Raw genomic sequence first — 23141 nt, forward strand, 5'->3', positions numbered from 1 at the left:
TTTCTTTGATTTTTCCGGCAAAAACAGGAATTTTTCCGTAAATTTCCGTCGAAACGTCGAACAGCACCCGCGAAATGCCGCAGGTGCTGTTTTGTGATGGCTTGTCACCGATTTCGATATCTCTGATACAGCAAACGGAGAAGCACAAGCAGTGCGACGCCGCCCGCCAGAATCAGAAACACCGGTATGAAATCCGTCCACAGCAAATTCGTGTTCGAGGTCACCATAACTGCGGTCGGGCCGTCTGCGCCGCCAATCGTAAATGTCATTGTACTAATCCTCCTGTTCTGTCCGCATAGCATTCACACAAAATTTCCTGTCCGTCCTTGGTATAGACCGTTGCGGACAGACAATTTTTGATTGCCTGATGATATACTGCCTGATCCATGCAGTCTGCAAACCCGCTCGGAATCAGCGCCGGAAGCAGCTTGGCAATATCTGCCGCCTGCGTGTAGTCTGTATACGTCTGCGGTTCATCATCCGCCGTATTGGTTATCACTTGAATTTTTGCAATATTGTCCGCCCGCAGGGCTTTCGGCATGGCATCGACATACTTGCTGAGTATCGCAATGGTCTGCGTCTCATAGTCGTAAATCGGAATCATAATCATGTCATCACCGTCGCCGTCACTGGTCGGCAAATACTCATCGCCGTTCAATTCCATATCCTGCCTGCCCCGCACGTACAGATAATAGACCGGTGCATGGCTGTCGATATATGCCTTGTCTCTTTGCAGCGACTCCTTTTGCAGCGTGTCCAGTATCGCGCGGATTGCCTGCTGATTGTCTATGCGTTTGCTCGCGCTGTACGATGCCTCACAGCCGTACACATCTATAATTTTAGCCACGTCCTGTTTGCTGTGCGCCACGGCCTCCGGTGTGCCTGCGGACAGGTATTCTTTCGAATAGCGCACGGCATCCGCGTTGTCCGCCAGCTCCTGCGTGTCTGCCGGCATGATGTACTGCCTCTCAAAGGTCTTGCCGTTTGCCAGCCGGAACCGAACCAGATAGGTCGCATATACGCTGTCTCCGTACTCGTCACAAGCGCTGAGCTTTTCCGAAACCTTGCCGCGCTCGTGCCGCATCGCCTGTGCGCCGAGCTGTGCGGACGCATACACGCGGTCAATGTTGCCGGATTCGCGCAGCTTCTGCACCTCCGTGATGTCCAGCAGGCCGCTCGGCTCGCTGTCGCTCACATATGTGGCGCGGTACGTGTTGGAGCTGACATTCAAGCTCTGTATCATATCATGGCTGAAATTGGCGTAATCCCAATCTTGATTCCAAGTATTGTTCGTGCACTCCCACGGCGTATAATCAGAAACCAGCTGCGCGGATACAATGTCTGCGCGATTCGGCAGCCTGCTGTTCCAGCCCATGACGTCCAGCGCCAAAACGCCGAGCACGACAGCCGCCGCCACTGCATACACCACCGTGCTTTTCCAGTGACAGAACAGGCTGTGGAAATCCATATCATAGACGATTTCCGTGACGCACGCCGTCACAAACGCACCGCACGCCATGCCGACAAACAGCATGCCCCAGCTGCCCGTCATATCTTCAAAGAACAAACCGACATATGCGCCGACAACCGACATCATATAGAACTTCAACGGCAGCTGCATCGCCGGAAATGCCAGCGACATGCCGGTGCTTTCGCTCGCACGGATACGGTTGAGGAAATATGCCAATGCAAAGATCACAAGGACTGCAACCATGCAGTCTGCCGCCTGCTTGCCGACGATTTCATAGGAAATGGCATCTTCCCCGAGCGGGCGCAGCAGCTGAAAGACATCAATCAGCGGACTCGACCACAGCGAAACCACCGCGCTGTTTGTTCGCGCCGGCATCAGCACATACAGCAGCGAATCCAGCGCCACCCAGCCCAGCAAAATGCCAAACTGGAACCAGCCGCACACGAGCAGCGACACCAGTGTATTGCCGCACACAATCGCGGACAGCACAGCGACCGCATACACGAGCAAAAAGCCCACGGCATGCACAGCAATGCTGCTCACAATCTCCGGTGCGTTGAGAATTTCTCCGTAGCCGTGCGCCGCAATGACTGCGCACGACAGCAGCACGCCAATCAGATATGACGGGAGCACCGCCAGAATCCCCGTCAGCGCACGGGATGCAAACAGCTGTCCACGCCGAATCGGCAGCGCATGAAAGAAATCCGTCTGATTTTTCACGTGCAGATACCGAAATGCGCTGATGCCCGCGACAAGCGCCAAAATCAGCAGCAGCACCGCCGCCGGTACATTGACCAGCAGCGAATCGCGCAAATCCTTGCACACACTGCTGTACACATCCGGATTGCTCATATCGCTGAACCGCGTGCGCGAGCGAATGTTGAGCAGCGTATACACCGGCTGGAAAAGCAGCATCGCCAAAAAGGCAACCGCATACAGCGGCGCCTGCCGCACGCTGCAATTGAACACCAAGGTGCGCAGCTTACAGGATGAGTTGTTTCGCGTCATAGCCCTGTACCTCCGTTTCTGCCAAAAAGATTTCTTCCAGCGACAGCGGAAGCATCTCATAATAGACGGGTTCTCCGCGCCGAATGACCGCCTCGGTCTCCTGTCTGCCGCCGCGAATGGTCGCGGTAATCATCCGGCCGCTGTTTTGTCTGCTCAGAACCTCCAAGCCCTCCAGTATCCGCTGCTCCGGTGTCAAATCCGGAATAAACTGTACCTTTTGAATGTTCAGCTTCATGTCGTCCAAATCGCGGGAAAACAGGATGCCGCCGCGGTGCAGCAGACCGATGCAGTCGCAAAAATCCTCCAATTCGCGCAAATTGTGCGAAGCAATCACGGGAGTGGCGCTGAACTCCGCCACATCTCCGGCAAAAATCGCCTTGACCGCCTGCCGCGCCACGGGGTCCAAGCCGTCAAATGTCTCATCACAGAACAGATAGTCTGCGCCGGACGCCGCCGCGCAGATGACAGACACCTGTTTTTTCATGCCCTTGGAAAACGTGCGCAGCTTGCGCTTCTCGTCCAGCCCGAAATTGCTCATCAGACTGCGGTAGCGGTTTTCATCAAAGTGCGGATACATGGTTTTGTAATAATCTTTCATATCGCGCGGTGTCGCACCGGAGAAAAAATACTGCTCGTCGGAAATCATAAAGCATTTCTGCTTGACCGCAGTGTTTTCATACACGCCCGCGCCGTCAATCTGTACGCTGCCCGCATCCGGCTGCAAAATGCCCGCCAAAATGCGCAAAAATGTCGATTTTCCCGCACCGTTCGAGCCGATGAGTCCATAAATCGAACCGGTTTTTATTTCCGCAGTGACATGATCGAGCGCCAAATTGGCGCCGAATCGTTTGGTCACGCCCTGTGCCTGAATCATAGTTGTTCCACCTCCATCAGCGATGTCAGCAGCGCATGCAGCTGCTCTGTGCTCGCGCCGAACTCCTTCGCCTGTCTGAGAAGCGCCAGCATCTCCCCTCGAATTTGCTCCAGCTTCTTGTTCCGGATGCCGGTTTGGTCACCGGACACAAAATTTCCCTTTCCGCGCACGGAATAAATCTCTCCGCGGCTGAGCAGCTCGCTGTATGCCTTTTGCACGGTGTTCGGATTGAGCGAAAGCTGTACGGACAGCTGCCGCACGCTGGGAATCTTTTCGTCCGCCGCCAGCGCGCCGCGCGCAATGAGCATTTCAAATTGTTCGACAACCTGCTCGTACATCGGACGCGGATCGTGAAAATCCAAATGTATCATGACGCGCCTCCTTTCCATGTGTACTATTCTTGTTAGTACACACAGTATAGACCGCCCCGCCGCAAAAAGCAACTACAATTCGGTTACAAATATAAAAAAGCCTCTCCGAAAAAGAGAGGCTTATCATCATATTTAGGATTATCCTTTTGGCAGGCGGCGCAGCTGCTTTTCCAGCCAGCGGCTAATATCGCCGTATACCTGTTCTTTGTTCAGCTCGTTGAGCAGCTCATGGCGGCTGCCCTTATAGAAAATCACATCGAGATCCTGACATCCCGCCGCGCGGTATGCCGCGGCAATTTTCCGCACGCCCAAGCCGTAATTTCCAGCCGGGTCCGCATCGCCGGACACAAACAGCAGCGGCATATTGACCGGCGTTTTTTTGATGCTCTGCATGCGGTTGCAGTTTTGCTCCAGATAGAACAAATCGCGGAAGCCTGCCGCCGTAAAGATAAAATTGCACTTGGCATCCGACTGATACAGCGAGACCACCGCGCGGTCGCGCGTTAGCCAGTCAAACGGAGACTGACAGTTGGGAATGCGGGCGTTGTATCTGCCAAACACCAGATTGTTAATCATACAGCTGCGGTACAGCGGGCCATGTGTGCGGATGGCGGAATTGGCGATTTGAATGGCGAGCGGCGTGACGGTGTGCGCTGCTGGAGAACCGCTCAAAATACAGCCGTCAATCTTTTGCCCGTAGCGGGTCAGATACAGCCGTGCAACCATCGAGCCCATCGAATGCCCGAGCAGGAAATACGGCAGCTCCGGCCACCGTTTTTTCATCTTATCCGTCAGCTTTGCCACATCATCAATCAAGACGCTCCAGCCGTGGTGATGGCCAAAAAAGCCCAGCGTACCGGACGGCGGAACCGAAGATCCATGACCCAAATGGTCATTGCCGCAAACAATATATCCGAGAGAGCAGAGATATTTTGCAAATGCCGTATAGCGCGTGAAGTATTCGCACATGCCGTGGCTGATTTGCACAATGCCGCGCAGCTCCGCACCGACAGGGAACAACACATAGTATGATATTTTGGCATCTCCGCCGGCAGCACTCGGATAAATATTCTGGGTAAATCGAATATCCATACCGTCTGCCTCCCTTCCTGCATGTATAGTTTTATCATAGCATATTCTCGACGAAAGAAGCGCCAGAAAAACAAAAATTTACAAATGATTTAAAAAGTGCAGGGCGCTGGAAAAATCTGCTTTGGCTCTTGCAACCTACGTGCCCTATGAGTATAATAAGAGAAACAAGGATTTTTTCATGTATTGTGCGGAAGGAGCGAGACAAGTGGCTATGGAAGAACAGGAAGGCATCATCACCCTGACAAACGAAAACGGCGAGGAAGTCGAATACCAACTCATTGACTCAATTACGTATGAAAATGCAGAATACGTCGTACTGCTGCCGGTAGACGAGGAGGACTGCGAGGTTGTCATTCTTGCCGTAGAGGCGGACGATGACGAGATGGAAAACTATGTCGTTGTCGATGACGAAGAAATTCTCGAAGGCGTCTATGCAATCTTCAAGGAGCGCTTTGCCGACGAGCTGGATTTCGAGGACTAATTCCGACAAGCAAAAAGAACCTTTCGCAAAAACGCGAAAGGTTCTTTTTTTGTCAATCTGATAAAACTCCCTCAGGCTTTGTGCGTGCCAGATAACCGGCTGCTCCCTCAGTCTTGCCGCGTGGCGGCAATCCAGCTCCCTCAAAGAGGGAGCCAGCCCTCTCTGTCGCTGCGCGACATCTCTCCCAAAGGGAGAGACAAGTTGGATTGTGCGGAAGAGCAAACAAATTCGCACCGGCTCCCTCAATTCCGATATTTCGCGCGCAGTGCCAGATACACCACATGGACGACGGCGGCGGTCACGGCGCACAGCAGGCACAGCTTGCGCGTATACAGCAGGAAAACACCCGCAGGCGCGGCGAAACACAGCACGAACAGGGTCGCTGCGCACACGGCGCCTATCAGCGTGCTGATGCGCATGAGCACAAACAGCCCGCGAAACGCAGGCAGCTTATCACGAACTGCGCCAAAGGTCAGCTTGTGCCAAACCGACAGCGAAGCATACATTTCCCGCACTTTTGGATTGCTCGACCGCTGTACCAGCTGCCACTGATACAGCAGCGGGATCACACCGTTCAAAAAGACGATGACAAGCAGAGATTCCAGCATTGTTTTCATACGTCATCCTCCGGTTTGGTGTTGACCACATTCCAATCAATCGGCGTCATGCCGTGGTCATACAAAAATTGATTTGCCTGTGAAAAATGTCCGCAGCCAAAGAACCCGCGATAAGCAGACAGCGGCGATGGATGCGCACATTCCAAAATCAAATGCTGCGGCTTGTGAATCAGCTCTTTTTTCTTGCGGGCATTGGAGCCCCACAGCAAAAAGACCATGGGCTGTTCGCGCTCACCGAGCAGAGAAATAATATGATCTGTCAGTGTTTCCCAGCCCTTGCCCTTGTGAGAATTGGGCTGGCCTTCCCGTACCGTCAGCACCGTGTTGAGCAGCAGCACGCCTTCTCTCGCCCACGGCACCAGACAGCCGGAAGCGGGCGGAAACATGCCAATATCATCGTGCAGCTCTTTAAAAATATTTTGCAGGGACGGCGGCATCGGAACACCGGCATGAACAGAAAAACACATGCCGTGTGCCTGACCAAATCCGTGATACGGGTCTTGTCCCAAAATCACAACTTTGACTTGAGAATATGCAGTGTACTTCAACGCATGAAAGATATCTTTCATAGGCGGATAAATGTGCTGAGATTGATACTCCTGCTTGAGAAAATCACGCAGCTGCAAATAGTAATCTTTTTCAAACTCATCTGCGAGCAGCGCATCCCAATCATTTCCAATTTGAACCATAACGACGGTTTCCTTTCCTGTTTCTGTACTTAAGTGCATTATAACATAGGCAGCTGACAAAGTAAAACTGCGGTGTCATGCAGCTGATTTCTTTGACAAAAAAATATCAAAAAATGAATATAGATGAATGAAATTTTTCCCAGAAGCGAGTATACTAAGCATATATACCCGCGCAGGCGTTCGCGGGTCATATATTCTATGGGGGATACACACATGGAAAAATTCAAAAAATTGCTCCAACAGCGATATCAGCTCACAGATACACGCATGTTGTGTGCTCTGGCAGACAGCATAACTTTTCAGCATCTTGACAAGGATGTAAAGCTTATTGTTGAAGGAGAAACAGCGGCTAATATTTATTTTTTGCTCAGCGGCATTGTGCGCGGCTTTTATTACAGTGAAAACGGCAAGGAAATCACGGATTGCTTTGTTTATGAATCCGGAGATATCATCGCCAATGATGTCCCCACGAACAGCGCACCCTCGCTCATCACAGAGGAAACACTGGTTCCGTGTGAGATTGCTGCGCTTCCAATCAGCAAAATTCAGGAGCTTATGTCGCTATATCCTGAAATCACGCAAATGTATCTGCAATGCCTGAGTCTCAATCTCAATCGGCATCGAGAGCACAAAATCGCGCTGTCACGATACTGCGCGGCAACGCGATACCGCTGGATGAAACGCACCTATCCGGGACTGATGGATCAGGTCAAGAAAAAGCACATCGCCTCGTTTCTCAATATCACGCCGCAGACCATGAGCAATCTGCGCAAACGGGAGCGAACAGAACAGTTTGGGATGGCATCCGACACAGATCATGCCGGCGCCAAGTAATATAAACATATTCTGGGGAAAGGGCAGTCCGTAAGGGCTGCCCTTTTTTGGTGCAGTTGCCAGATTTGACGAATCAGGGAAACTTGGATGCGGACTGTTTGCGTGTTTGCCCTCTCAGTCATTTGCTTCGCAAATGCCAGCTCTCCCAAGGGGAGAGCCGAGAAGCCGGTGCGAATTTTTTGCCTTACGCACAAACCAAACTTGTCTCTCCCTCTGGGAGAGATGTCGCGCAGCGACAGAGAGGGCTGGAATCAGCTGGCATGGCTTTTCAAATTTGCCCTGACACGAACTTGTCTGCGTGCTGCCCTCTCAGTCATTTGCTTCGCAAATGCCAGCTCTCCCAAGGGGAGAGCCGAGAAGCCGGTGCAAATTTCTTGCCCTTACGCACAATCCAAACTTGTCTCTCCCTCTGGGAGAGATGTCGCGCAGCGACAGAGAGGGCTGGAATCAGCTGGCATGGCTTTTCAAATTTGCCCTGATACGGGCTTTTTTGTTTTCCGCACAAAACAAAAGAGAGTACAGATTTGTACTCTCTTCTTTGGTGGGAGGTGGTGGATTCGAACCACCGAAGTCGTTGACAACAGATTTACAGTCTGCCCCCTTTGGCCACTCGGGAAACCTCCCATATTCACTTGCAGAAATCGTGGAGCTGGTGGACGGACTTGAACCCCCGACCTGCTGATTACAAATCAGCTGCTCTACCAACTGAGCTACACCAGCGTGCCGCGTCTTTCTTTATCCGCCGCATCTCTCAGCGACTTGTTTATATTACCACAGTGTTTTGTGTTTGTCAACACTTTTTTCAAAAAAACAAAAAACTGCCTGCCGAATCGCTCCGGCAAGCAGATTTCTTTGTGTTATGCTCCGCGGTATGCGTCATCCATCACAGATAAAATTTCCTCGCGCACGCGCTCCGGCAGCTCACGCACCTCCTGCCGGCTCATGCCTGCGGTTTCTATCGGCTTGTGAATCGTGACGTGTACCGTGCCGGAATGAATGCGATAGCGTTCCTCGAGCAGATGGAATGAGCCGTCAATCGTCACCGGTACGACAGGTACCTTTGCACTGGTTGCCGCGCGGAACGCACCGCCCTTAAATTCCTTGACCGGTCCGCCCTTGCTGCGCGTGCCCTCCGGAAAAATCGTCATCGAAACGCCGCTCTTGACCAAGCGCGTCGCATCCATCAGGGCGCGCACTGCCTGCTTTTCGTCCTCACGGTCGACATAGACACACTGTAACAAATCCATCCAGGAACGCAGACCCGGAATTTTTGCCAGCGAAACCTTCGCCATCAGCGCGCGCGGCTGACCGACACACGCCAAAACCACCGGAATGTCAAAATCGCTCTGGTGATTGGACACAAATACCGCCGTTCCCTGCGGGATGTTTTCTTTTCCGTCTACAATGACTTTGGCACCTGCCATCCACAGCAGACGGTGCGCCCAGTTGTGTACCATGCGGTCAACACCCGCCTGTACCTTTTCCCGATTGCCTTTTTTTATCTGATGGGCATAATACGCACGCATCGGGGAGACAATAATCAGATACAAAATAAAATAAATCGCCCAAAGAATTGTATGAATCATAGTTCTGTTTGTTTTCTCCTGTCTGTGATTTGTCGAATAACGGCGTAGCGCTCCAATAGCTGCTCCAGCTTGACGGCGCAATTTGCCGGTGATGTGGACGGCAGTACGCGCGCCTGTATCGCACAGTCCTTTTGACAATAGCGCTTAAACAGCGTTCCCGCCTTTTGTCCCGTGCAGAAAATTGCTTCAATCGGTGCGCGGTCGAGAATCTCGCGCATGCGATTGGGAACCGGATTTCGAATGGACGCATCGGATGCGCCTTCGATCTCACAGCTGTCCAGCACATCCCACAGCGCAATGTGATGCCGCGTGAGAAATTCTTTTTGCTTGGGAATGTCCCCAACAAGCGGCGATTCCCCGTACAGCATCGGCAGCACGCGCCAAAACCGGTTTTGCGGATGCGCATAGTAAAACCCTGCCTCGCGCGACTTGGGTGACGGCATGGTTCCCAAAATCAGCACACGCGACTGGTCATCAAACCACGCCCCAAATGAATGCGTTACATACATGCGTTACGTCTCCTCAAATGTCACTTTGTGCTTGAGCACGGATTCCATCGCCGCCAAATCGCGTTCGCTGACCATAGTCGCCAGCGTGTCGCCCGCTTTCAGCTTTAATTTGCCGCGCGGAATCAGCTCCTCTGCGCCGCGCGTGACGGACACGACAAGGCACGAGGACGGCAAGCCCAAATCCTGAATCATGCAGTGATCCGCTTCACTTCCCTCTTCAATGACAGAAGTAATGATGGATTTCTTGTTTCCTGTTCCCTTGACAATGTCTTTTCCCTTTTGACCTTCTAAGAATCGCTCGGTCAAGTGCTCAAAAAACGGCTTGCTGCGCAGCGCTTCTGCGACAACATACGCGACGAGCGCCGCCGTGGACAGCGACAGCAAATGCGAAAAACTGCCGGTCAGCTCGGAAATCAAGACAATGCCGGTCACCGGTGCGCGGACAATCGCCGAAAAAAATGCCGCCATCGCAATAATCACAAGATTGGTCGCAAAATCGCGGTCAAAGCCGAACCAATCCACAACCGCACTGCCGTAGGCGCCGCCGATAAAGGCGCCGAGCACGAGCAGCGGCACCAGTGTGCCGCCCGGTGCAGACGAGCCAAAGCTGGCGGCGGAAAACAGGAATTTTACGACGACAATCGTGACGAGCAGCCCAAACTGCGGATTTTCGACATACAGCATGGACACCATATGATGACCGCCGCCGAGCAGCTCCGGCATAATAAAGCCGAGCACACCGGCAATGAAAAACGGAATAAAAATCCGGCACACCTGCGGCAAAAAGCCCAGCTTTTTATACAGCGTCTGTGCACCGAGCATACCCGCATTGTGCACCGCGCCGAGCACGCCGCACAGCACACCCAAAATCAAAATGTACGCATAGCCGCGCAGCGGAATCATACCGGCAAACTGAAACGTAAATACCGGCTCCATGCCAAATAAACCGCTGGAAATATAATCCGCCGCAAGCGACGCCGCCATACACGACAGCAGCACCATCGCGGAGAAATTTTTATGAATTTCTTCCAGCGCAAACATGACACCGGCGAGCGGCGCATTGAACGCCGCGGAAAGTCCGGCAGACGCGCCGCAAGTAATGAGAAAATGCTCCTCCAGCCGAAACCGCTTGAGTCCGCGTGAGATGCCCTTGCCTGCCATGCCGCCGAGCTGTACCGACGGGCCTTCTCTGCCCAGCGACAGACCGCCCAGAATACACACAAAGCCCGCCGCAATCTTGCCCAAAACCACACGCCACCAGCACGGGCGAATATATCCCATCAGCTCCGCTTCCACCTGCGGAATGCCTGAGCCTGAAATCATCGGCTCCCATTTGAGCAGCAGCGTCACCACCACAGCCATCACAGCCAGCGCGCCGAACCAGCCCAGCATGCGCAGCGGGCTGCCGCTGCAAAAGCCAATCGCCGCGTTGCGGATGTCATCCGCGCGGTCGAGCAGATAGCGGTACAGCGATGTGACCAAACCGGCAAATACGCCGACCAGCAGTCCCTCGACAACTAGCATGGTTCGCAGAGAGCCGTACCGGTTCACCATGCGCTTGGCATCCATTGTTGCATTTTTCATTGTGTAGCACTCACCTTCTGTCACACCCGTTGATTTTTTATTCGGATACGCACAAATCCTGTCCTTTATTGTAAACCTTTGTTCACAAAATGTATACAGAATTGTTTCACGAACTTTCTGTACATTTCTCTCCAAATGCAGTATAATATACATCACATCCAATACAGACAATTATGGAAAGGAGGGTCCATATGAATCAGGGCTATGACTATTCGTCGTTCGGCGAAAGCCGCGACTCCATCGCCTCCTACACAGCCAAAACCTATGGCTGGATGTTCCTTGGACTTCTGACAACCTTTGTCGCTGCGGCGGCAATCTATTTCACCGGATTTTATATCCCGCTGTGCACGGCCATGAACGGTCTGCTGCCGTTTGTGCTGGCGCTGGTGGAACTGGGTGTGGTAATTTATCTCTCCGCACGCATTCACAAAATTCCGGTCGCAACGGCTCGCCTGCTGTTCTTTGTCTATGCGCTGCTCAACGCCGTGACGTTCAGCACGATTTTGGCAGTGTACAGCATGCAGTCACTGATTCTCGTTTTTGCGATGACCTCGCTGTACTTCGGCGTCATGGCGGTTTACGGATATGTGACCAAGGCAGATCTGACCCGCATCCGTCCGGTTCTGACGTTCGGCCTCGTGGCGCTCATCGTCATGATGCTTCTGTCCCTGTTTATTCCGGGCATGAACACCGGCATGTGTCTGGTCGGCATCGTCATTTTCTTGGGCTTTACCGCATATGACACGCAGATGATTCGCAGAAACTACGCGTACTATTCCGGCAATCCGGAGCTGCTGCAAAAGGCGTCCATCATCTCCGCCCTGCAGCTGTACTTGGACTTCATCAATCTGTTCCTGTACCTGCTTCGCCTGTTCGGAAACCGCAACAACTAAACACAGGCAACTCTCCCGTCTTGTTTTGGTTCAGGACGGGAGAGTTTTCCATTTTACCAGCATTTTCGCAGCCGTCCCGCACCGCTTTTGAAAATCTTAATATTTCTTAATGTTTTTTCCATTGTTATGACAGACGTTTCATGGTACACTGAGTTTGTATTATGTAACTGCAACACAGTTTTTGGGAAAATAAGAGGTATGCATATGGATAATCGAAAAATTTTGCGCGCGGCATCCGCGCTGCTGTGTACCAGCGTGCTGGTTTCCGCCTCTGCGCTCGCCTTGAACGAACAGGCTTACGCAGCTGCACAAAATGACGCACAGATTTCTGTATCCGACGCCGCACAGTACAGCGTCGGGCTGCAAAAATCCGACATTCAGCGCAAGCGCTCCGTGCCGGTGCTCATGTATCATTTGATTTCTGATGACATTTGGGGCAGCCGTGAGATGTTTACTTCTCCGTCTGTGTTTCGTCAGCAGCTGCAATATTTAAAGGATCACGGCTATCAGACCATCACGTTTGAGGATTTAGACCACTTGGAGCGGTATCCCAAGCCGGTTTTGCTGACGTTTGACGACGGCTATGCAGACAATTACACGACGGTTTATCCCATGCTCAAGGAATTTGGCATGAAAGCAACATTTTTCGTCGTTCCGAACAATCTGGACAGACAGCACAATATGACGCGCGAGCAAATCAAGGAACTGTCCGACAGCGGTGTGGTCTCGATTCAGAGCCATTCGCTCACACATGCCAACATGACCAAGCTCAATGCTTCGCAGCAGGAATATGAGATGAAGGAATCCCAGCGGCAGCTCCGTGAGCTGACCGGCAAAAGCCCGATTGCCCTCACATATCCGGAGGGCGGATACACGAAAACCACGCTGTCGCTCACGGCGCGGTATTATCATTTCGGCATCTGTGCAGGCGGCAACCGCTGGAAGATTTCCGATGATTTTTACACGATTCCGCGCTATCGCATGCACCGCTCCACCACGATGGCACAATTTGAGGACTATGTCGATCAGTCGGTATCGCGCATCTTTACCGATGTTTCCGCGTCCAAATGGTCTACGCCGTACATCGAGCAGGTGTACAGCGCCAATTATATGCGCGGCACAAGCGGCGACACCTTCCAGCCTACCAAAACCTTGACCCGTGCAGAGAGCGTACAGGTTTTGTATGCGCTGGCGGGCAAACCGGCGGTTTCCGGTCGGACGCCGTTCCATGACGTTGCCTCCGGCGCATGGTATCAGCAGGCAGTCACTTGGGCATATCAAACGCGCATCACCTCGGGTGTTCTGCCCAATGAATTCCGCCCCAATGACCCAATCAGCCGCGAACAGCTGATTGTCATGCTGTACCGGTATTCCGGCAGCCCGGCGGTTTCCGATCTCCTGCACAAGAAGCATTATGCGGATGCCAAGCAGGTTTCTGACTGGGCACGGCCCGCGATGAACTGGGCGATTGCCAACGGCGTCATCTCCGGCATACCGAGCGGACACAAGGTTCTGCTCTCCCCGCACACAAACAGCACCCGCGAGCAGGTCGCAACCATCATCGCCAAAACATTTTGCTGAGAAATATATCCCCTGTCGGATTTTCATCCGTCAGGGGTTTTCTTTCGCGGAAAAATCATGTAAAATAAAGCATAAGAGTGTTTCTTTTGGTCTTACGCGCAGCCCAAACTTGTCTCTCCCTTTGGGAGAGATGTCGCGCAGCGACAGAGAGGGCTGGGTTTTGCTCTTACGCGCAGTCCAAACCTGTCTCTCCCTCCGGGAGAGATGTCGCGCAGCGACAGAGAGGGCTTGTATTAGTTATATTCTTTCTCCGGTTTGCCCTGATGCGAATTGGTTCGCGTGCTGCCCTCTCAGTCATTTGCTTCGCAAATGCCAGCTCTCCCAAAGGGAGAGCCGAGAAGCCGGAGCGAGCTGCACGCCTGACGCATCAGGCTATCTCTTGCGCGAACCTGTCAGCGTGCTGCTCCTTCCGTCACGGCTTGCGCCGTGCCACCTTCCTCAGGGAGGAAGGCTTTGGTTTTCCGCGCACCCCAAACTTGTCTCTCCCTTTGGGAGAGATGTCGCGCAGCGACAGAGAGGGCTGGCTCCCTCCTTGAGGGAGCTGGATTGCCGCCTTGCGGCAAGACTGAGGGAGCAGCCGGTTATCTGGCACGCATCAGGCTATCTCTCCATGAAGGCAAAATTCACACAAACAATCGTTCTACAAAAAATTACAGGAGGTTTGTTCCATGTCCATACAGGAAATCTGCACCGTTCGGGACAATCAGACACTGAGCCGCAACATCTTCGCGCTCACCATTCACGCGCCGAAAATTGTCGCTCTGGCAAAGCCCGGCCAGTTTGTTCACATCACCTGCGGTGATGCCAATTTGCTGCGCCGCCCGATTTCGATTTGTCAGGCACATGACGAGACGCTGAAAATCGTCTTTGTTGTCAAGGGAGAGGGTACCAAGTGGCTGTCTCAGCGTAAGGTCGGTGACACGCTGGATATTCTCGGACCGGTCGGCAACGGCTTTGACCTGACCCGCCTCGGTGACCGTCCGGTATTTATCGGCGGTGGCATCGGTGTTCCGCCTATGCTGCAAACCATGCAGGCTGCACGCGCCGCCGGCGCACAGCCGACTGCCATTCTCGGTTTCCGCAACAAGGATGCGGTAATTCTGGAGGATGATTTTCAGGCGGTTGGCACGGTATACACGGCAACCGATGACGGCTCTTACGGCATTCACGGCTTTGTATCGGATGTTTTGAAGGAGCATCTGGACGAGTTCACATCCGTCTGCGCCTGCGGTCCGAAGCCAATGCTGCACGCACTGGCTGACATCGCGGAGGCCAAGGGCATTCCGTGTCAGGTATCTATGGAGGAGCGCATGGGCTGCGGCATCGGTGCATGTCTCGTGTGCGTCTGCTCACTCAAAAACAAGGACGGCAGCACACGCTACGGTCACGTCTGCAAGGATGGTCCGGTATTTGATTCCAAGGAGGTGCAGTGGTAATGGCAGATCTTCGTGTAAATTTTTGTGGGGTTGAGCTCAAAAACCCTGTGACGACTGCTTCCGGCACGTTCGGTTTCGGTCATGAATATGCCAATTTTTACGATCTCGGTGAGCTGGGCGGCGTCGGCGCCAAGGGTTTGACGCCGGAGGAACAGCTCGGCAATCCGGCTCCGCGCATCGCGGAGACTCCGATGGGCATTCTCAACTGCGTCGGCCTGCAAAATCCGGGCGTTGACCGCTTTATTCAGGAGGAAATCCCGTATCTGCGTCAGTTCGACACCAAAATTATCGCCAATGTCTCCGGTCACAGCGTTGAAGAATACGTGGGCATCGTGGAAAAAATCTCGGATGCAGACATTGATCTGATTGAGATGAACATTTCCTGCCCGAACGTCAAGTGCGGCGGTCTGACCTTCGGCACCCAGCCGAAAATGGTCGAGGAAGTGGTTTCCGCTGCCAAGGCAGTGGCAAAGAAGCCGCTGATTGTCAAGCTGACCCCGAACGTCACAGACATCGCAGAAATCGCCCGCGCCGCTGTTTCCGCCGGTGCCGATGCGCTGTCTTTGATTAACACGCTGCTCGGCATGCGCATTGATGTGGAATCCCGCCGTCCGATTCTGTCCAATATCATGGGCGGTCTGTCGGGTCCAGCCGTGTTCCCTGTCGCTGTCCGCATGGTATATCAGGTGCGTCAGGCTGTCGATGTGCCGATTATCGGCATGGGCGGCATTCGTACCGGCCGCGACATTGTCGAGATGATGCTGGCGGGCGCAAACGCCGTTGCCATCGGCACGGCTTGCTTTGCTGACCCGATGGCGCCGATTAAGGCGCTGCATGAGCTGGACGAATTCTGCGACAGCCACGGCGTCAAGTCGGTCACTGAGCTGACAGGAGCCGTGCGTCTATGAGCACAACCATCTATCTCGTTCGGCACGCGGAAGCGGAGGGCAATTTAGGCCGCCGCTGCCACGGCCACTATGACAGTATGCTCACCCGCCGCGGCTTGGAGCAGGCGGAAGTTGTCGGCAAGCGCTTTGCCGATACCTATTTGGACGCGGTGTATTCCAGTGATTTGTGGCGCGCGCGATTCACCGCCATGGCAATCGCCCGCCCGCACAAGCTGACCGTCATCGAGCGCCCCGCCCTGCGCGAAATTTACATGGGCGACTGGGAAGATGAAGCGTGGGCAAAGCTCCCGATTGATTATCCGGAATTATATGATACTTGGTGCACGCATCCGTGGGACTGCCGTCCGCCGCACGGCGAGACGATTATGGAAGCCGGTGCGCGCGCGCTGGCGGAAATGCGCAGCATTGCGCAGGAACAAGCCGGAAATACCATTGCGCTTGTGTGCCACGGCTCTGCCATCCGCGGCATTTTGACGCTCGCGCTGGGTCTGCGCGCCGAGGACATGATGCAGGTCGGCTGGGGCGACAACACCTGTGTTGCCAAGATGATTTTCCACGAGGACGGCAGCATTGACGTACCGTACCGCAATGACAATTCTCACCTGCCGCAGCAGCTTTCCACTTTTGCTTCGCTCAAATGGAGCGATGACAAGGACGTTCCGGCATCCCCGCAGATGTGGTTCCGCGCCGTCGACTGGGACAACCCGACAGACAAGCAGCTGTGCCTGTCCATGTTCCATGAAACCGATTCCTACCGCAAGGTTCCGCTGACCGACGCGCAAATCGAGGCGCGTCTGCGCGGATTTCAGGAAATCCATCCGGAGGCGGTTGCGTTCGGCATGGTGGACAAGGAAATCGGCGGTCTCATCTGCATGAACACCCAAGCCTATCCGGCGCAATCTCCGGTCGGCAAGATGGGCGGCACGTGCATTTTGGAAAAATTCCGCGGCTTCGGCTTCGGCCCGCAGCTCATCACGCATGCGGTGTGTCTGTATCGCCGCTTGGGCAAGCGGGTTCTGGAGGCAACACCAGCGCAGCACAAGCCGCACGCGGTCAACTTCTACCGGCACAACGATTTTGAACCGTACAGCGAATTTCACGATGAAAACGGCACCTTTGCCGTGCTCAGACGAAATATTTCGGTAAGATAAGCAAAAAATCCCACTGGTTTGTCCAGTGGGATTTTTTTCTGTCTCTGCTAGTATTATTTATTCTGCTTCTGCGAATGCCGGAATATCTCCGACGCCGTTGAGCACCAGACGCGGGCTGTACGGATAGTTGGCAATGTCCTCGCGGCTTGTGACGCCGGACAGCACCAATACGGTATCCAGACCCGACTCGATGCCTGCGACAATGTCGGTATCCATGCGGTCACCGATCATGACGGCGTCCTCCGAGTGCACGCCGAGCAGGCGCAGACCTGTGCGCATCATGAGCGGATTCGGCTTGCCGACAAAGTACGCCTTTTTGCCGGTCGCCATCTCAATCGGGGAAATCAGCGCGCGGCAGCCCGGCACAATACCGTTTTCGGTCGGGCCGGTCAAGTCTGAGTTGGTGCCGATGAGCTTCGCGCCCTTGTTGACGAGGCGCACCGCATTGACGATGTTGTCATAGCTGAACGACTGCGACTCACCGATGACTACATAGTCCGGATCAACATCGTTAATCGTGATGCCTGCGGCAAACAGCGCATTCTGTAAGCCATGGTCACCGACAGCATACGCGCTGCATCCCGGTGCCTGCAACTTCAAAAAGCTCGCCGTTGCCAGCGCACTGGTATAAAAATGCGACTCGTCGACATCCAGTCCCATGCGCGCCAGCTTCTGCTGCAGCTCGCGCGGTGTCGAGTGGTTGGAATTGGTCAGGAACAGAAAATGCTTGTTCTCCTTTTGCAGCCAATCGACAAATTCCCGCACGCCGGGCAGAATCCGGTTGCCATGATAGATGACACCGTCCATATCACAGATAAATCCATTCTTTTGTCTCAAACGATCCATATGTTCGTCCTTTCTTTCCGGCGAAAAAGGGGCATCGCACCGCACGTGCAATCCCCCTCTGTATCTTCAAACAGTATTTGCTGCCGGAACGGTATGTTGGGAAACGATAAAATTTCCAGCTTGTATTCAGTATATCATATTTTTTACGTTATGCAAAGAAATTTGTGTTTCATTGCTGTTTATTTGCTCAAATCCGTCCACTGCTTGTACTGCCCGTCATACATCGCGTTCAGCTGCTGCATCGAAAGATTTTCCAGCGGATTGTGCGCGTTGGCAATCTGGCGGGCAATGACGTCCACCTCGTTGCCGCTCGGAGAGATATACGTGATAAATGCCGCAAACGGGCGAATCAGACAGGCAAAGACAATGGCGCCGGTGATGTTGAAAATGCTGTGCGAAATCACGGTGCGCTTGGCAGCCTTGGACTGGCCAATGGATGCCAGCAGCGCGGTGATGGTCGTGCCGATGTTCGCACCGAAGATAGCTGTTCATGCCGAACAGGAACAGCGCGAGACCTCCGGCCAATCCAAAGACCGTCGTCATAATCTCATTCATAATTTCCTCCTATGATATACAGACCTTTCGTTTCATCATCGTCAAGTATACGGAGTGTATGTAAAATACAAAACAATCTGCACGTAAAATAAACGTAAAATAGACAAAAAGACCCGGAATTTGCTCCGAGTCTTTCGTTCAGCTGATTTTATATCCAACGCCGCAAAATGGCGTGCATGCGCGACAGCAGCATGCTGCGCGTGCCCTCGTCGCTGTCTACCACATAAATCTTCATGCGTCCCGCCTCACAGCACGCGGGAATTTTTATAGGTACCGGTGATAGAGAATTCCACCCACTCCGAGATATTGACCGCATGATCTCCGATGCGCTCCAGATACTTGGCAACCATCATGATGTCCATGGCCTGCTCGGCATCCTCCATGGATGCGTGAATGCGCTTGACCAGCACCGTGCGCACCTCATTGAACAGACGGTCTACGACATCGTCGTATTCCATCACGCTGTGTGCCTTTGCCAGATCGTTTGCGACAAAGGCGTCGATGGAGTCGTGCACCATCTTGGTCGCAGCCTCCACCATGAAATCAATCTGCTCCGGCGCGGTATAATCCGGTCTCTCGCACAAAAACAGCGAGACATCCGCAATGTCCTCCGCGAGATCGCCGATGCGCTCCAGATCCGTGACCATCTTGAGGGCGGCGGACACTTCGCGCAGATCGCGCGCTACCGGCTGCTGCTCCAGCAGCAGCTTGAGGCAGGCGCTCTCAATGATTCGTTCCTTCTGGTCTATTTCCTTGTCTCCCTGCATGGTGCGCTTTGCCAGTTCGGTGTCGCGCGTGCGCAGTGCTTGTACGGCGTACTGAATTGCCGCCTCGCACAGGGCACCCATTGCAATCAGCTCATCGTGCAGAGCCGTCAACTGCTTGTCATATTTGGTTCGCATAGTTGTCCTCCCATTAACCGAATCTGCCGGTGATATAGTTCTCGGTGCGCTGATCCTTCGGCATCGAGAACAGCTCAGAGGTCTCGTTAAACTCCACCACTTCGCCCAGCAGGAAAAATGCCGTCTTGTCCGAAACACGGGTTGCCTGCTGCATGTTATGCGTGACCATGACAATGGTGTAATCCTGCTTGAGATCCTGCACCAGATCCTCCACCTTCATCGTGGAAATCGGGTCCAGCGCCGATGTCGGCTCGTCCATCAGCAGCACTTCCGGCTCGATGGCGAGCGCGCGCGCAATGCACAGTCTCTGCTGCTGTCCGCCGGACATGCCCAGTGCGCTCTTGTCCAGTCTGTCCTTGACCTCGTCCCAGATTGCCGCGCTGCGCAGGCTCTTTTCGACGATTTCATCCAGCACCGCCTTTTTGTGAATGCCGTGGGTGCGCGGGCCGAACGCGATGTTGTCATAAATGCTCATCGGGAACGGATTCGGCTTCTGGAACACCATGCCAACGCGGCGGCGCAGCATATTGACGTCCATATTGCCAAAAATGTCCTCGCCGTCCAGCAAAACCGTACCGTCAATCTTGCAGCCTTCAACCAAGTCATTCATGCGGTTGAGTGTCTTGAGCAGGGTGGATTTGCCGCAGCCGGACGGGCCGATAAACGCGGTGATTTCCTTTTCCGGCAGCTCCAGATTGATGTCCTTGAGGGCGTGGAACTGTCCGTAGTGCAGATTCAAGTCCTGAATTTTATATTTCATATGCATACTCATAAATGATAGTTCCTCTTACTTTTTCGTCAGCTTCCGTGCGATGAGCGCGGAGATGGTGTTCATTGCCAAAACAATCAGCAGCAGCACAACAGCCGTTGCATACGCCTGATCCGTGTGCAGACCCTCACTGGACAGGCAGTACATGTGAACCGCCAGCGTGCGGCCGGAGGAAAACAGTCCGGTTGCCATATCCGTCGCGGTGCCTGCGGTGTAAATCAGTGCGGCGGTCTCGCCGACGATGCGGCCGACTGCCAGAATGATGCCTGCCAGAATGCCCGGCATCGCGGACGGCAGCACAATGCGGAACACCGTGCGCAGTCTGCCCGCGCCCAGTCCGAAGCTCGCCTCGCGGTACATATCCGGCACAGCGAGCAGCGCTTCCTCCGTGCTTCGCATGATGAGCGGCAGCACCATGATGGACAGCGTCATCGCGCCGGACAGCAGCGACAGCTTCCAGTGCAGCTGGGTGACAAAGAACAGCATACCGAACAGGCCGTACACAATGGACGGGATGCCGGACAGGGTCTCCGCGGTCAGGCGCATGAGTCCCACCAGCTTGTTGCCCTTCTTTGCGTACTCTACCAGATAGACTGCGGTGAACACGCTGATCGGAATGGCGATGAGCAGCGACAGCAGCGTCATCTCCACAGTCGTGATGATGGACGGCAGCATCGAGCAGTTGGTAGAATTATACGTCCACGAGAACAGATCCGGCGTCAGATACGGGATGCCCTTGATGAGAATATAGCCAATCAGGAACGCGAGCACCGCGAACGTGAAGATGGCTGCGCCGTACACGAGCAGGCGCAAAATCAGCGACTGCACCTTCTGTGTCGGCTCGGGAGAAGAATCTCTGCGGCTCGTGCGCTGCCGCGGCATTTCCAAGGCTCTGCTTCCGGTCATATTTTCTCACCTCTCTTTTTGATGATTGCGAACGAAATATTGATAATCAGAATAAAGATGAACAGCACCACGCCGGTTGCAATCAATGCCTGCCGATGCAGACCGGTTGCGTAGCCCATTTCCAATACGATGTTTGCGGTCATCGTGCGCACGCCGCGCAGAATGCTGGTCGGGATGCGCGCCTGATTGCCCGCCACCATGATAATCGCCATGGTCTCACCGATGGCTCTGCCGATGCCGAGCACAGCAGCCGCCAGAATGCCGGATTTTGCCGCCGGAAGCACTGCGAAGAACGTCGCGTGCTCATGCGTGGAGCCGAGCGCCAGTGCGCCCTCATAGTAGCTGTTTGGAACCGCGTTGAGTGCGGATTCACTCAGATTGATGATGGTCGGCAGAATCATGATGCCGAGCAGCACAGCGGCGGTCAGCATGCTGACGCCGGTGCAGCCGTGCAGGTTGCGCGCGAGCGGAACCATGACGACCAGACCAAAAAAGCCGTAAATAATAGACGGGATGCCTGCCATCAGCTGCACCAGCGGCTCCAGCGCCTTATGCAGCTTTTCCGGGCAGAAGCGAGACAGATAAATGGCAGTGAGCAGGCCAATCGGCAGACCGATGACAACCGCGCCCGCGGTGACGCACAAGCTGCCGATAATCATCGGCAGAATGCCGTAGCTTGCCGGCTGGTTTTTCGGGGACCAGTCCGTGCCGAACAGGAATTGCACCGCACCGATTTCCTTGATTGCCGGAATGCCGTTGGCAAACAGGAATACACAGATCAGCGCGACGGCGACAATGGACATGCATGCGCACAGGGCGAACAGCCACGACATGCCGCGCTCCATGATTTTTTGTCGTTTTACCATACAAATGAAACCCTCTTTGTTTGAATTCATCGGTTTTACAGCAAGCAACCTCCCGTCGTTTGACGGACGGAAGGCTGCTGTGTTTTGTGCTGCTTGTTTGTTTACTGTACGTCAGCCCAGTCGGTGATCTCGCCGGTAAAGATGCCCTTTACCTGATCCGAGGTCAGATTCTCAATGCCGTTGCTCGGATTGACGATGACTGCAATGCCGTCCAGAGCGATTTCCGTCGGGGTCAGGTTCTGCTTCTCCTCATCGGTCAGGTCGCGGGATGCCATGCCGATGTCGCAGGTGCCCTCGCTTGCGCTGGTCATGCCGGTGGTAGAGTCGGACTCCTGTACGGTTACCTTGACGTTTTTGTTGACGCCCTCATATGCTTCCTTCAGCTTTTCCATAACCGGAGTGACAGAGGAAGAACCGGCAACCGTGACATCGCCGGAAGCACTGCCTGCCTGATATGCCTGTGCCTTGTCATCTACCGGAATGTAGCCGTTGTCGGAGATGATCTTCTGACCGTCTGCGGACAGGATGTAGTTGAGGAAATCCTGTGCTGCTGCGCTCAGGTCGCTCTTAGTTGCAACGTTGAACGGACGGGAAATCTTGTACGAGCCGTTGAGCACGTTTTCGGTGGTTGCCTCTGCGCCGTCAATCTTGACTGCCTTGACGGAGTCGCTCATCGAGCCGAGAGATGCATAACCGATGGCGTTCTCATCGCCCTGTACATTCTGCATCATAACTTCGGTCTGGTTTGCAATGATAGCATCCGAGGTGGTGTTGTCGGTCTTGTTGCCGCTTGCGTCCTTGGTCTCGATGCCAAACAGCTCGATGAATGCGCCGCGGGTGCCGGAGCCGTCCTCACGGGATACCACATCAATGGTGCCGCTTGCGGTGCTGCCTGCTGCGGAGCTGTCGGAGTCGGTCTTGCTGTCGTTTGCGGTGGAATTGCCGCAGCCTGCCAGTGCGCCCATCAGCAGCATACCTGCCAGGGACATTGCGCCGAAACGCTTGATTTTGTTCATTGCTTTCATAATCGAAGTCCTTTCATTCGTGTCATAGATTGTTTTCTTTCAACAGGCTCTATTCTACGCATTGCGTGTAAACTTCGCACCAGTCAAGCGGTAAAATATTCGTAAATCCCGATTTCTTTCGTAAAATCATTGTCTGCTATGTAAGATATGTTAAGATTTTTGTATGCAAGACAAAAATCCCCGTCCG

Annotated in this window: 25 protein-coding genes and 2 tRNA genes; 8 read left to right on the top strand and 19 right to left on the bottom strand. The window is 53.9% G+C overall.

Going from position 1 to position 23141, the window contains the following annotated elements; all coding sequences use genetic code 11:
* Window positions 1-104: 104 nt before the first annotated feature.
* From KQI75_RS04210 to KQI75_RS04230, 5 genes are all read right to left on the bottom strand, one after another.
* The gene (locus KQI75_RS04210) at window positions 105-269 is read right to left on the bottom strand and encodes a hypothetical protein (protein ID WP_216469483.1); all 165 of its coding nucleotides are present in this window, start codon (window positions 267-269) and stop codon (window positions 105-107) included.
* On the bottom strand, window positions 266-2479 hold the full coding sequence (locus KQI75_RS04215; protein ID WP_216469484.1) for a hypothetical protein: 2214 nt from the start codon (window positions 2477-2479) through the stop codon (window positions 266-268). Before KQI75_RS04215 ends, KQI75_RS04210 begins: the two co-directional genes overlap by 4 nt.
* Window positions 2454-3353: an ABC transporter ATP-binding protein gene (locus KQI75_RS04220; protein ID WP_216469486.1), complete on the bottom strand. Its 900-nt coding sequence runs from the start codon at window positions 3351-3353 to the stop codon at window positions 2454-2456. The genes KQI75_RS04215 and KQI75_RS04220 overlap by 26 nt, the downstream gene beginning before the upstream one ends.
* Entirely contained in the window at window positions 3350-3724 is a 375-nt protein-coding gene (locus tag KQI75_RS04225) for a GntR family transcriptional regulator (protein WP_216469488.1), read from the bottom strand. The genes KQI75_RS04220 and KQI75_RS04225 overlap by 4 nt, the downstream gene beginning before the upstream one ends.
* Window positions 3725-3862: 138 nt before the next feature.
* A complete protein-coding gene (locus KQI75_RS04230) occupies window positions 3863-4816 on the bottom strand; it encodes an alpha/beta fold hydrolase (RefSeq protein WP_216469490.1) in 954 nt (317 codons plus the stop codon).
* 211 nt (window positions 4817-5027) lie between these two features.
* Between KQI75_RS04230 and KQI75_RS04235 the strand changes: the two genes are divergently transcribed.
* On the top strand, window positions 5028-5297 hold the full coding sequence (locus KQI75_RS04235) for a DUF1292 domain-containing protein (RefSeq protein WP_216469913.1): 270 nt from the start codon (window positions 5028-5030) through the stop codon (window positions 5295-5297).
* Between the two features lie 242 nt (window positions 5298-5539).
* Here KQI75_RS04235 and KQI75_RS04240 read toward each other — a convergent pair whose 3' ends face one another.
* Both KQI75_RS04240 and KQI75_RS04245 read right to left on the bottom strand, forming a co-directional pair.
* A complete protein-coding gene (locus tag KQI75_RS04240) occupies window positions 5540-5914 on the bottom strand; it encodes a hypothetical protein (protein WP_216469492.1) in 375 nt (124 codons plus the stop codon).
* A complete protein-coding gene (locus tag KQI75_RS04245) occupies window positions 5911-6603 on the bottom strand; it encodes a uracil-DNA glycosylase (RefSeq protein ID WP_216469494.1) in 693 nt (230 codons plus the stop codon). The genes KQI75_RS04240 and KQI75_RS04245 overlap by 4 nt, the downstream gene beginning before the upstream one ends.
* 213 nt (window positions 6604-6816) lie before the next feature.
* On the opposite strand from KQI75_RS04245, the gene KQI75_RS04250 reads away from it, so the two are divergent.
* Window positions 6817-7437, top strand: a complete 621-nt coding sequence (locus KQI75_RS04250; RefSeq protein ID WP_216469496.1) for a Crp/Fnr family transcriptional regulator — start codon at window positions 6817-6819, stop codon at window positions 7435-7437.
* A gap of 539 nt (window positions 7438-7976) precedes the next feature.
* On the opposite strand, the gene KQI75_RS04255 is transcribed toward KQI75_RS04250, so the two are convergent.
* From KQI75_RS04255 to KQI75_RS04275, 5 genes are all read right to left on the bottom strand, one after another.
* A tRNA-Tyr gene (locus KQI75_RS04255) sits at window positions 7977-8061 on the bottom strand.
* Between the two features lie 20 nt (window positions 8062-8081).
* A tRNA-Thr gene (locus tag KQI75_RS04260) sits at window positions 8082-8157 on the bottom strand.
* Between the two features lie 137 nt (window positions 8158-8294).
* Window positions 8295-9023 (bottom strand): lysophospholipid acyltransferase family protein, encoded by a 729-nt coding sequence (locus KQI75_RS04265; RefSeq protein ID WP_216469498.1) that lies wholly within the window; start codon window positions 9021-9023, stop codon window positions 8295-8297.
* Window positions 9020-9532, bottom strand: a complete 513-nt coding sequence (locus KQI75_RS04270) for a DNA-deoxyinosine glycosylase (protein ID WP_216469500.1) — start codon at window positions 9530-9532, stop codon at window positions 9020-9022. Before KQI75_RS04270 ends, KQI75_RS04265 begins: the two co-directional genes overlap by 4 nt.
* A 3-nt stretch (window positions 9533-9535) precedes the next feature.
* Window positions 9536-11116, bottom strand: coding sequence for a ClC family H(+)/Cl(-) exchange transporter (locus KQI75_RS04275; RefSeq protein ID WP_216469502.1), 1581 nt, complete (start codon window positions 11114-11116; stop codon window positions 9536-9538).
* Window positions 11117-11307: 191 nt separating this feature from the next.
* Between KQI75_RS04275 and KQI75_RS04280 the strand changes: the two genes are divergently transcribed.
* From KQI75_RS04280 to KQI75_RS04300, 5 genes are all read left to right on the top strand, one after another.
* Window positions 11308-12009 (top strand): Bax inhibitor-1/YccA family protein, encoded by a 702-nt coding sequence (locus KQI75_RS04280; protein WP_216469504.1) that lies wholly within the window; start codon window positions 11308-11310, stop codon window positions 12007-12009.
* Between the two features lie 204 nt (window positions 12010-12213).
* Entirely contained in the window at window positions 12214-13590 is a 1377-nt protein-coding gene (locus KQI75_RS04285; protein ID WP_216469506.1) for a polysaccharide deacetylase family protein, read from the top strand.
* A gap of 668 nt (window positions 13591-14258) precedes the next feature.
* Window positions 14259-15026 carry a dihydroorotate dehydrogenase electron transfer subunit gene (locus KQI75_RS04290; protein WP_216469507.1) on the top strand — a complete coding sequence of 256 codons (768 nt, stop codon included), beginning with the start codon at window positions 14259-14261 and terminating at the stop codon, window positions 15024-15026.
* A complete protein-coding gene (locus KQI75_RS04295; protein WP_216469508.1) occupies window positions 15026-15934 on the top strand; it encodes a dihydroorotate dehydrogenase in 909 nt (302 codons plus the stop codon). Before KQI75_RS04290 ends, KQI75_RS04295 begins: the two co-directional genes overlap by 1 nt.
* Window positions 15931-17085, top strand: coding sequence for a GNAT family N-acetyltransferase (locus tag KQI75_RS04300; RefSeq protein ID WP_216469509.1), 1155 nt, complete (start codon window positions 15931-15933; stop codon window positions 17083-17085). The genes KQI75_RS04295 and KQI75_RS04300 overlap by 4 nt, the downstream gene beginning before the upstream one ends.
* A gap of 57 nt (window positions 17086-17142) precedes the next feature.
* On the opposite strand, the gene KQI75_RS04305 is transcribed toward KQI75_RS04300, so the two are convergent.
* Together KQI75_RS04305 and KQI75_RS04310 are read right to left on the bottom strand one after the other, a co-directional pair.
* Complete coding sequence (locus KQI75_RS04305; RefSeq protein WP_216469510.1) at window positions 17143-17931, bottom strand: HAD-IIA family hydrolase; 789 nt, start codon at window positions 17929-17931, stop codon at window positions 17143-17145.
* A 179-nt stretch (window positions 17932-18110) separates the two neighbouring features.
* Window positions 18111-18398, bottom strand: a complete 288-nt coding sequence (locus KQI75_RS04310) for a hypothetical protein (protein WP_330655516.1) — start codon at window positions 18396-18398, stop codon at window positions 18111-18113.
* Here KQI75_RS04310 and KQI75_RS13555 point away from each other — a divergent pair.
* Window positions 18319-18501 carry a hypothetical protein gene (locus tag KQI75_RS13555; protein ID WP_246566390.1) on the top strand — a complete coding sequence of 61 codons (183 nt, stop codon included), beginning with the start codon at window positions 18319-18321 and terminating at the stop codon, window positions 18499-18501. The genes KQI75_RS04310 and KQI75_RS13555 overlap by 80 nt on opposite strands.
* A 230-nt stretch (window positions 18502-18731) precedes the next feature.
* Here KQI75_RS13555 and phoU read toward each other — a convergent pair whose 3' ends face one another.
* From phoU to KQI75_RS04335, 5 genes are all read right to left on the bottom strand, one after another.
* Window positions 18732-19388, bottom strand: a complete 657-nt coding sequence (gene phoU, locus KQI75_RS04315) for a phosphate signaling complex protein PhoU (RefSeq protein WP_216469511.1) — start codon at window positions 19386-19388, stop codon at window positions 18732-18734.
* Window positions 19389-19401: 13 nt separating this feature from the next.
* Window positions 19402-20148 (bottom strand): phosphate ABC transporter ATP-binding protein PstB, encoded by a 747-nt coding sequence (gene pstB, locus KQI75_RS04320; protein WP_407927181.1) that lies wholly within the window; start codon window positions 20146-20148, stop codon window positions 19402-19404.
* 27 nt (window positions 20149-20175) lie between these two features.
* On the bottom strand, window positions 20176-21039 hold the full coding sequence (pstA, locus tag KQI75_RS04325; RefSeq protein WP_216469915.1) for a phosphate ABC transporter permease PstA: 864 nt from the start codon (window positions 21037-21039) through the stop codon (window positions 20176-20178).
* A 20-nt stretch (window positions 21040-21059) separates the two neighbouring features.
* Window positions 21060-21929 carry a phosphate ABC transporter permease subunit PstC gene (gene pstC, locus KQI75_RS04330; protein ID WP_246566392.1) on the bottom strand — a complete coding sequence of 290 codons (870 nt, stop codon included), beginning with the start codon at window positions 21927-21929 and terminating at the stop codon, window positions 21060-21062.
* Between the two features lie 101 nt (window positions 21930-22030).
* Window positions 22031-22954: a substrate-binding domain-containing protein gene (locus tag KQI75_RS04335; RefSeq protein WP_407927182.1), complete on the bottom strand. Its 924-nt coding sequence runs from the start codon at window positions 22952-22954 to the stop codon at window positions 22031-22033.
* Window positions 22955-23141: the final 187 nt, after the last annotated feature.

It is taken from the genome of Butyricicoccus intestinisimiae (assembly GCF_018918345.1).
Classification (GTDB): Bacteria; Bacillota; Clostridia; order Oscillospirales; family Butyricicoccaceae; genus Butyricicoccus_A; species Butyricicoccus_A intestinisimiae.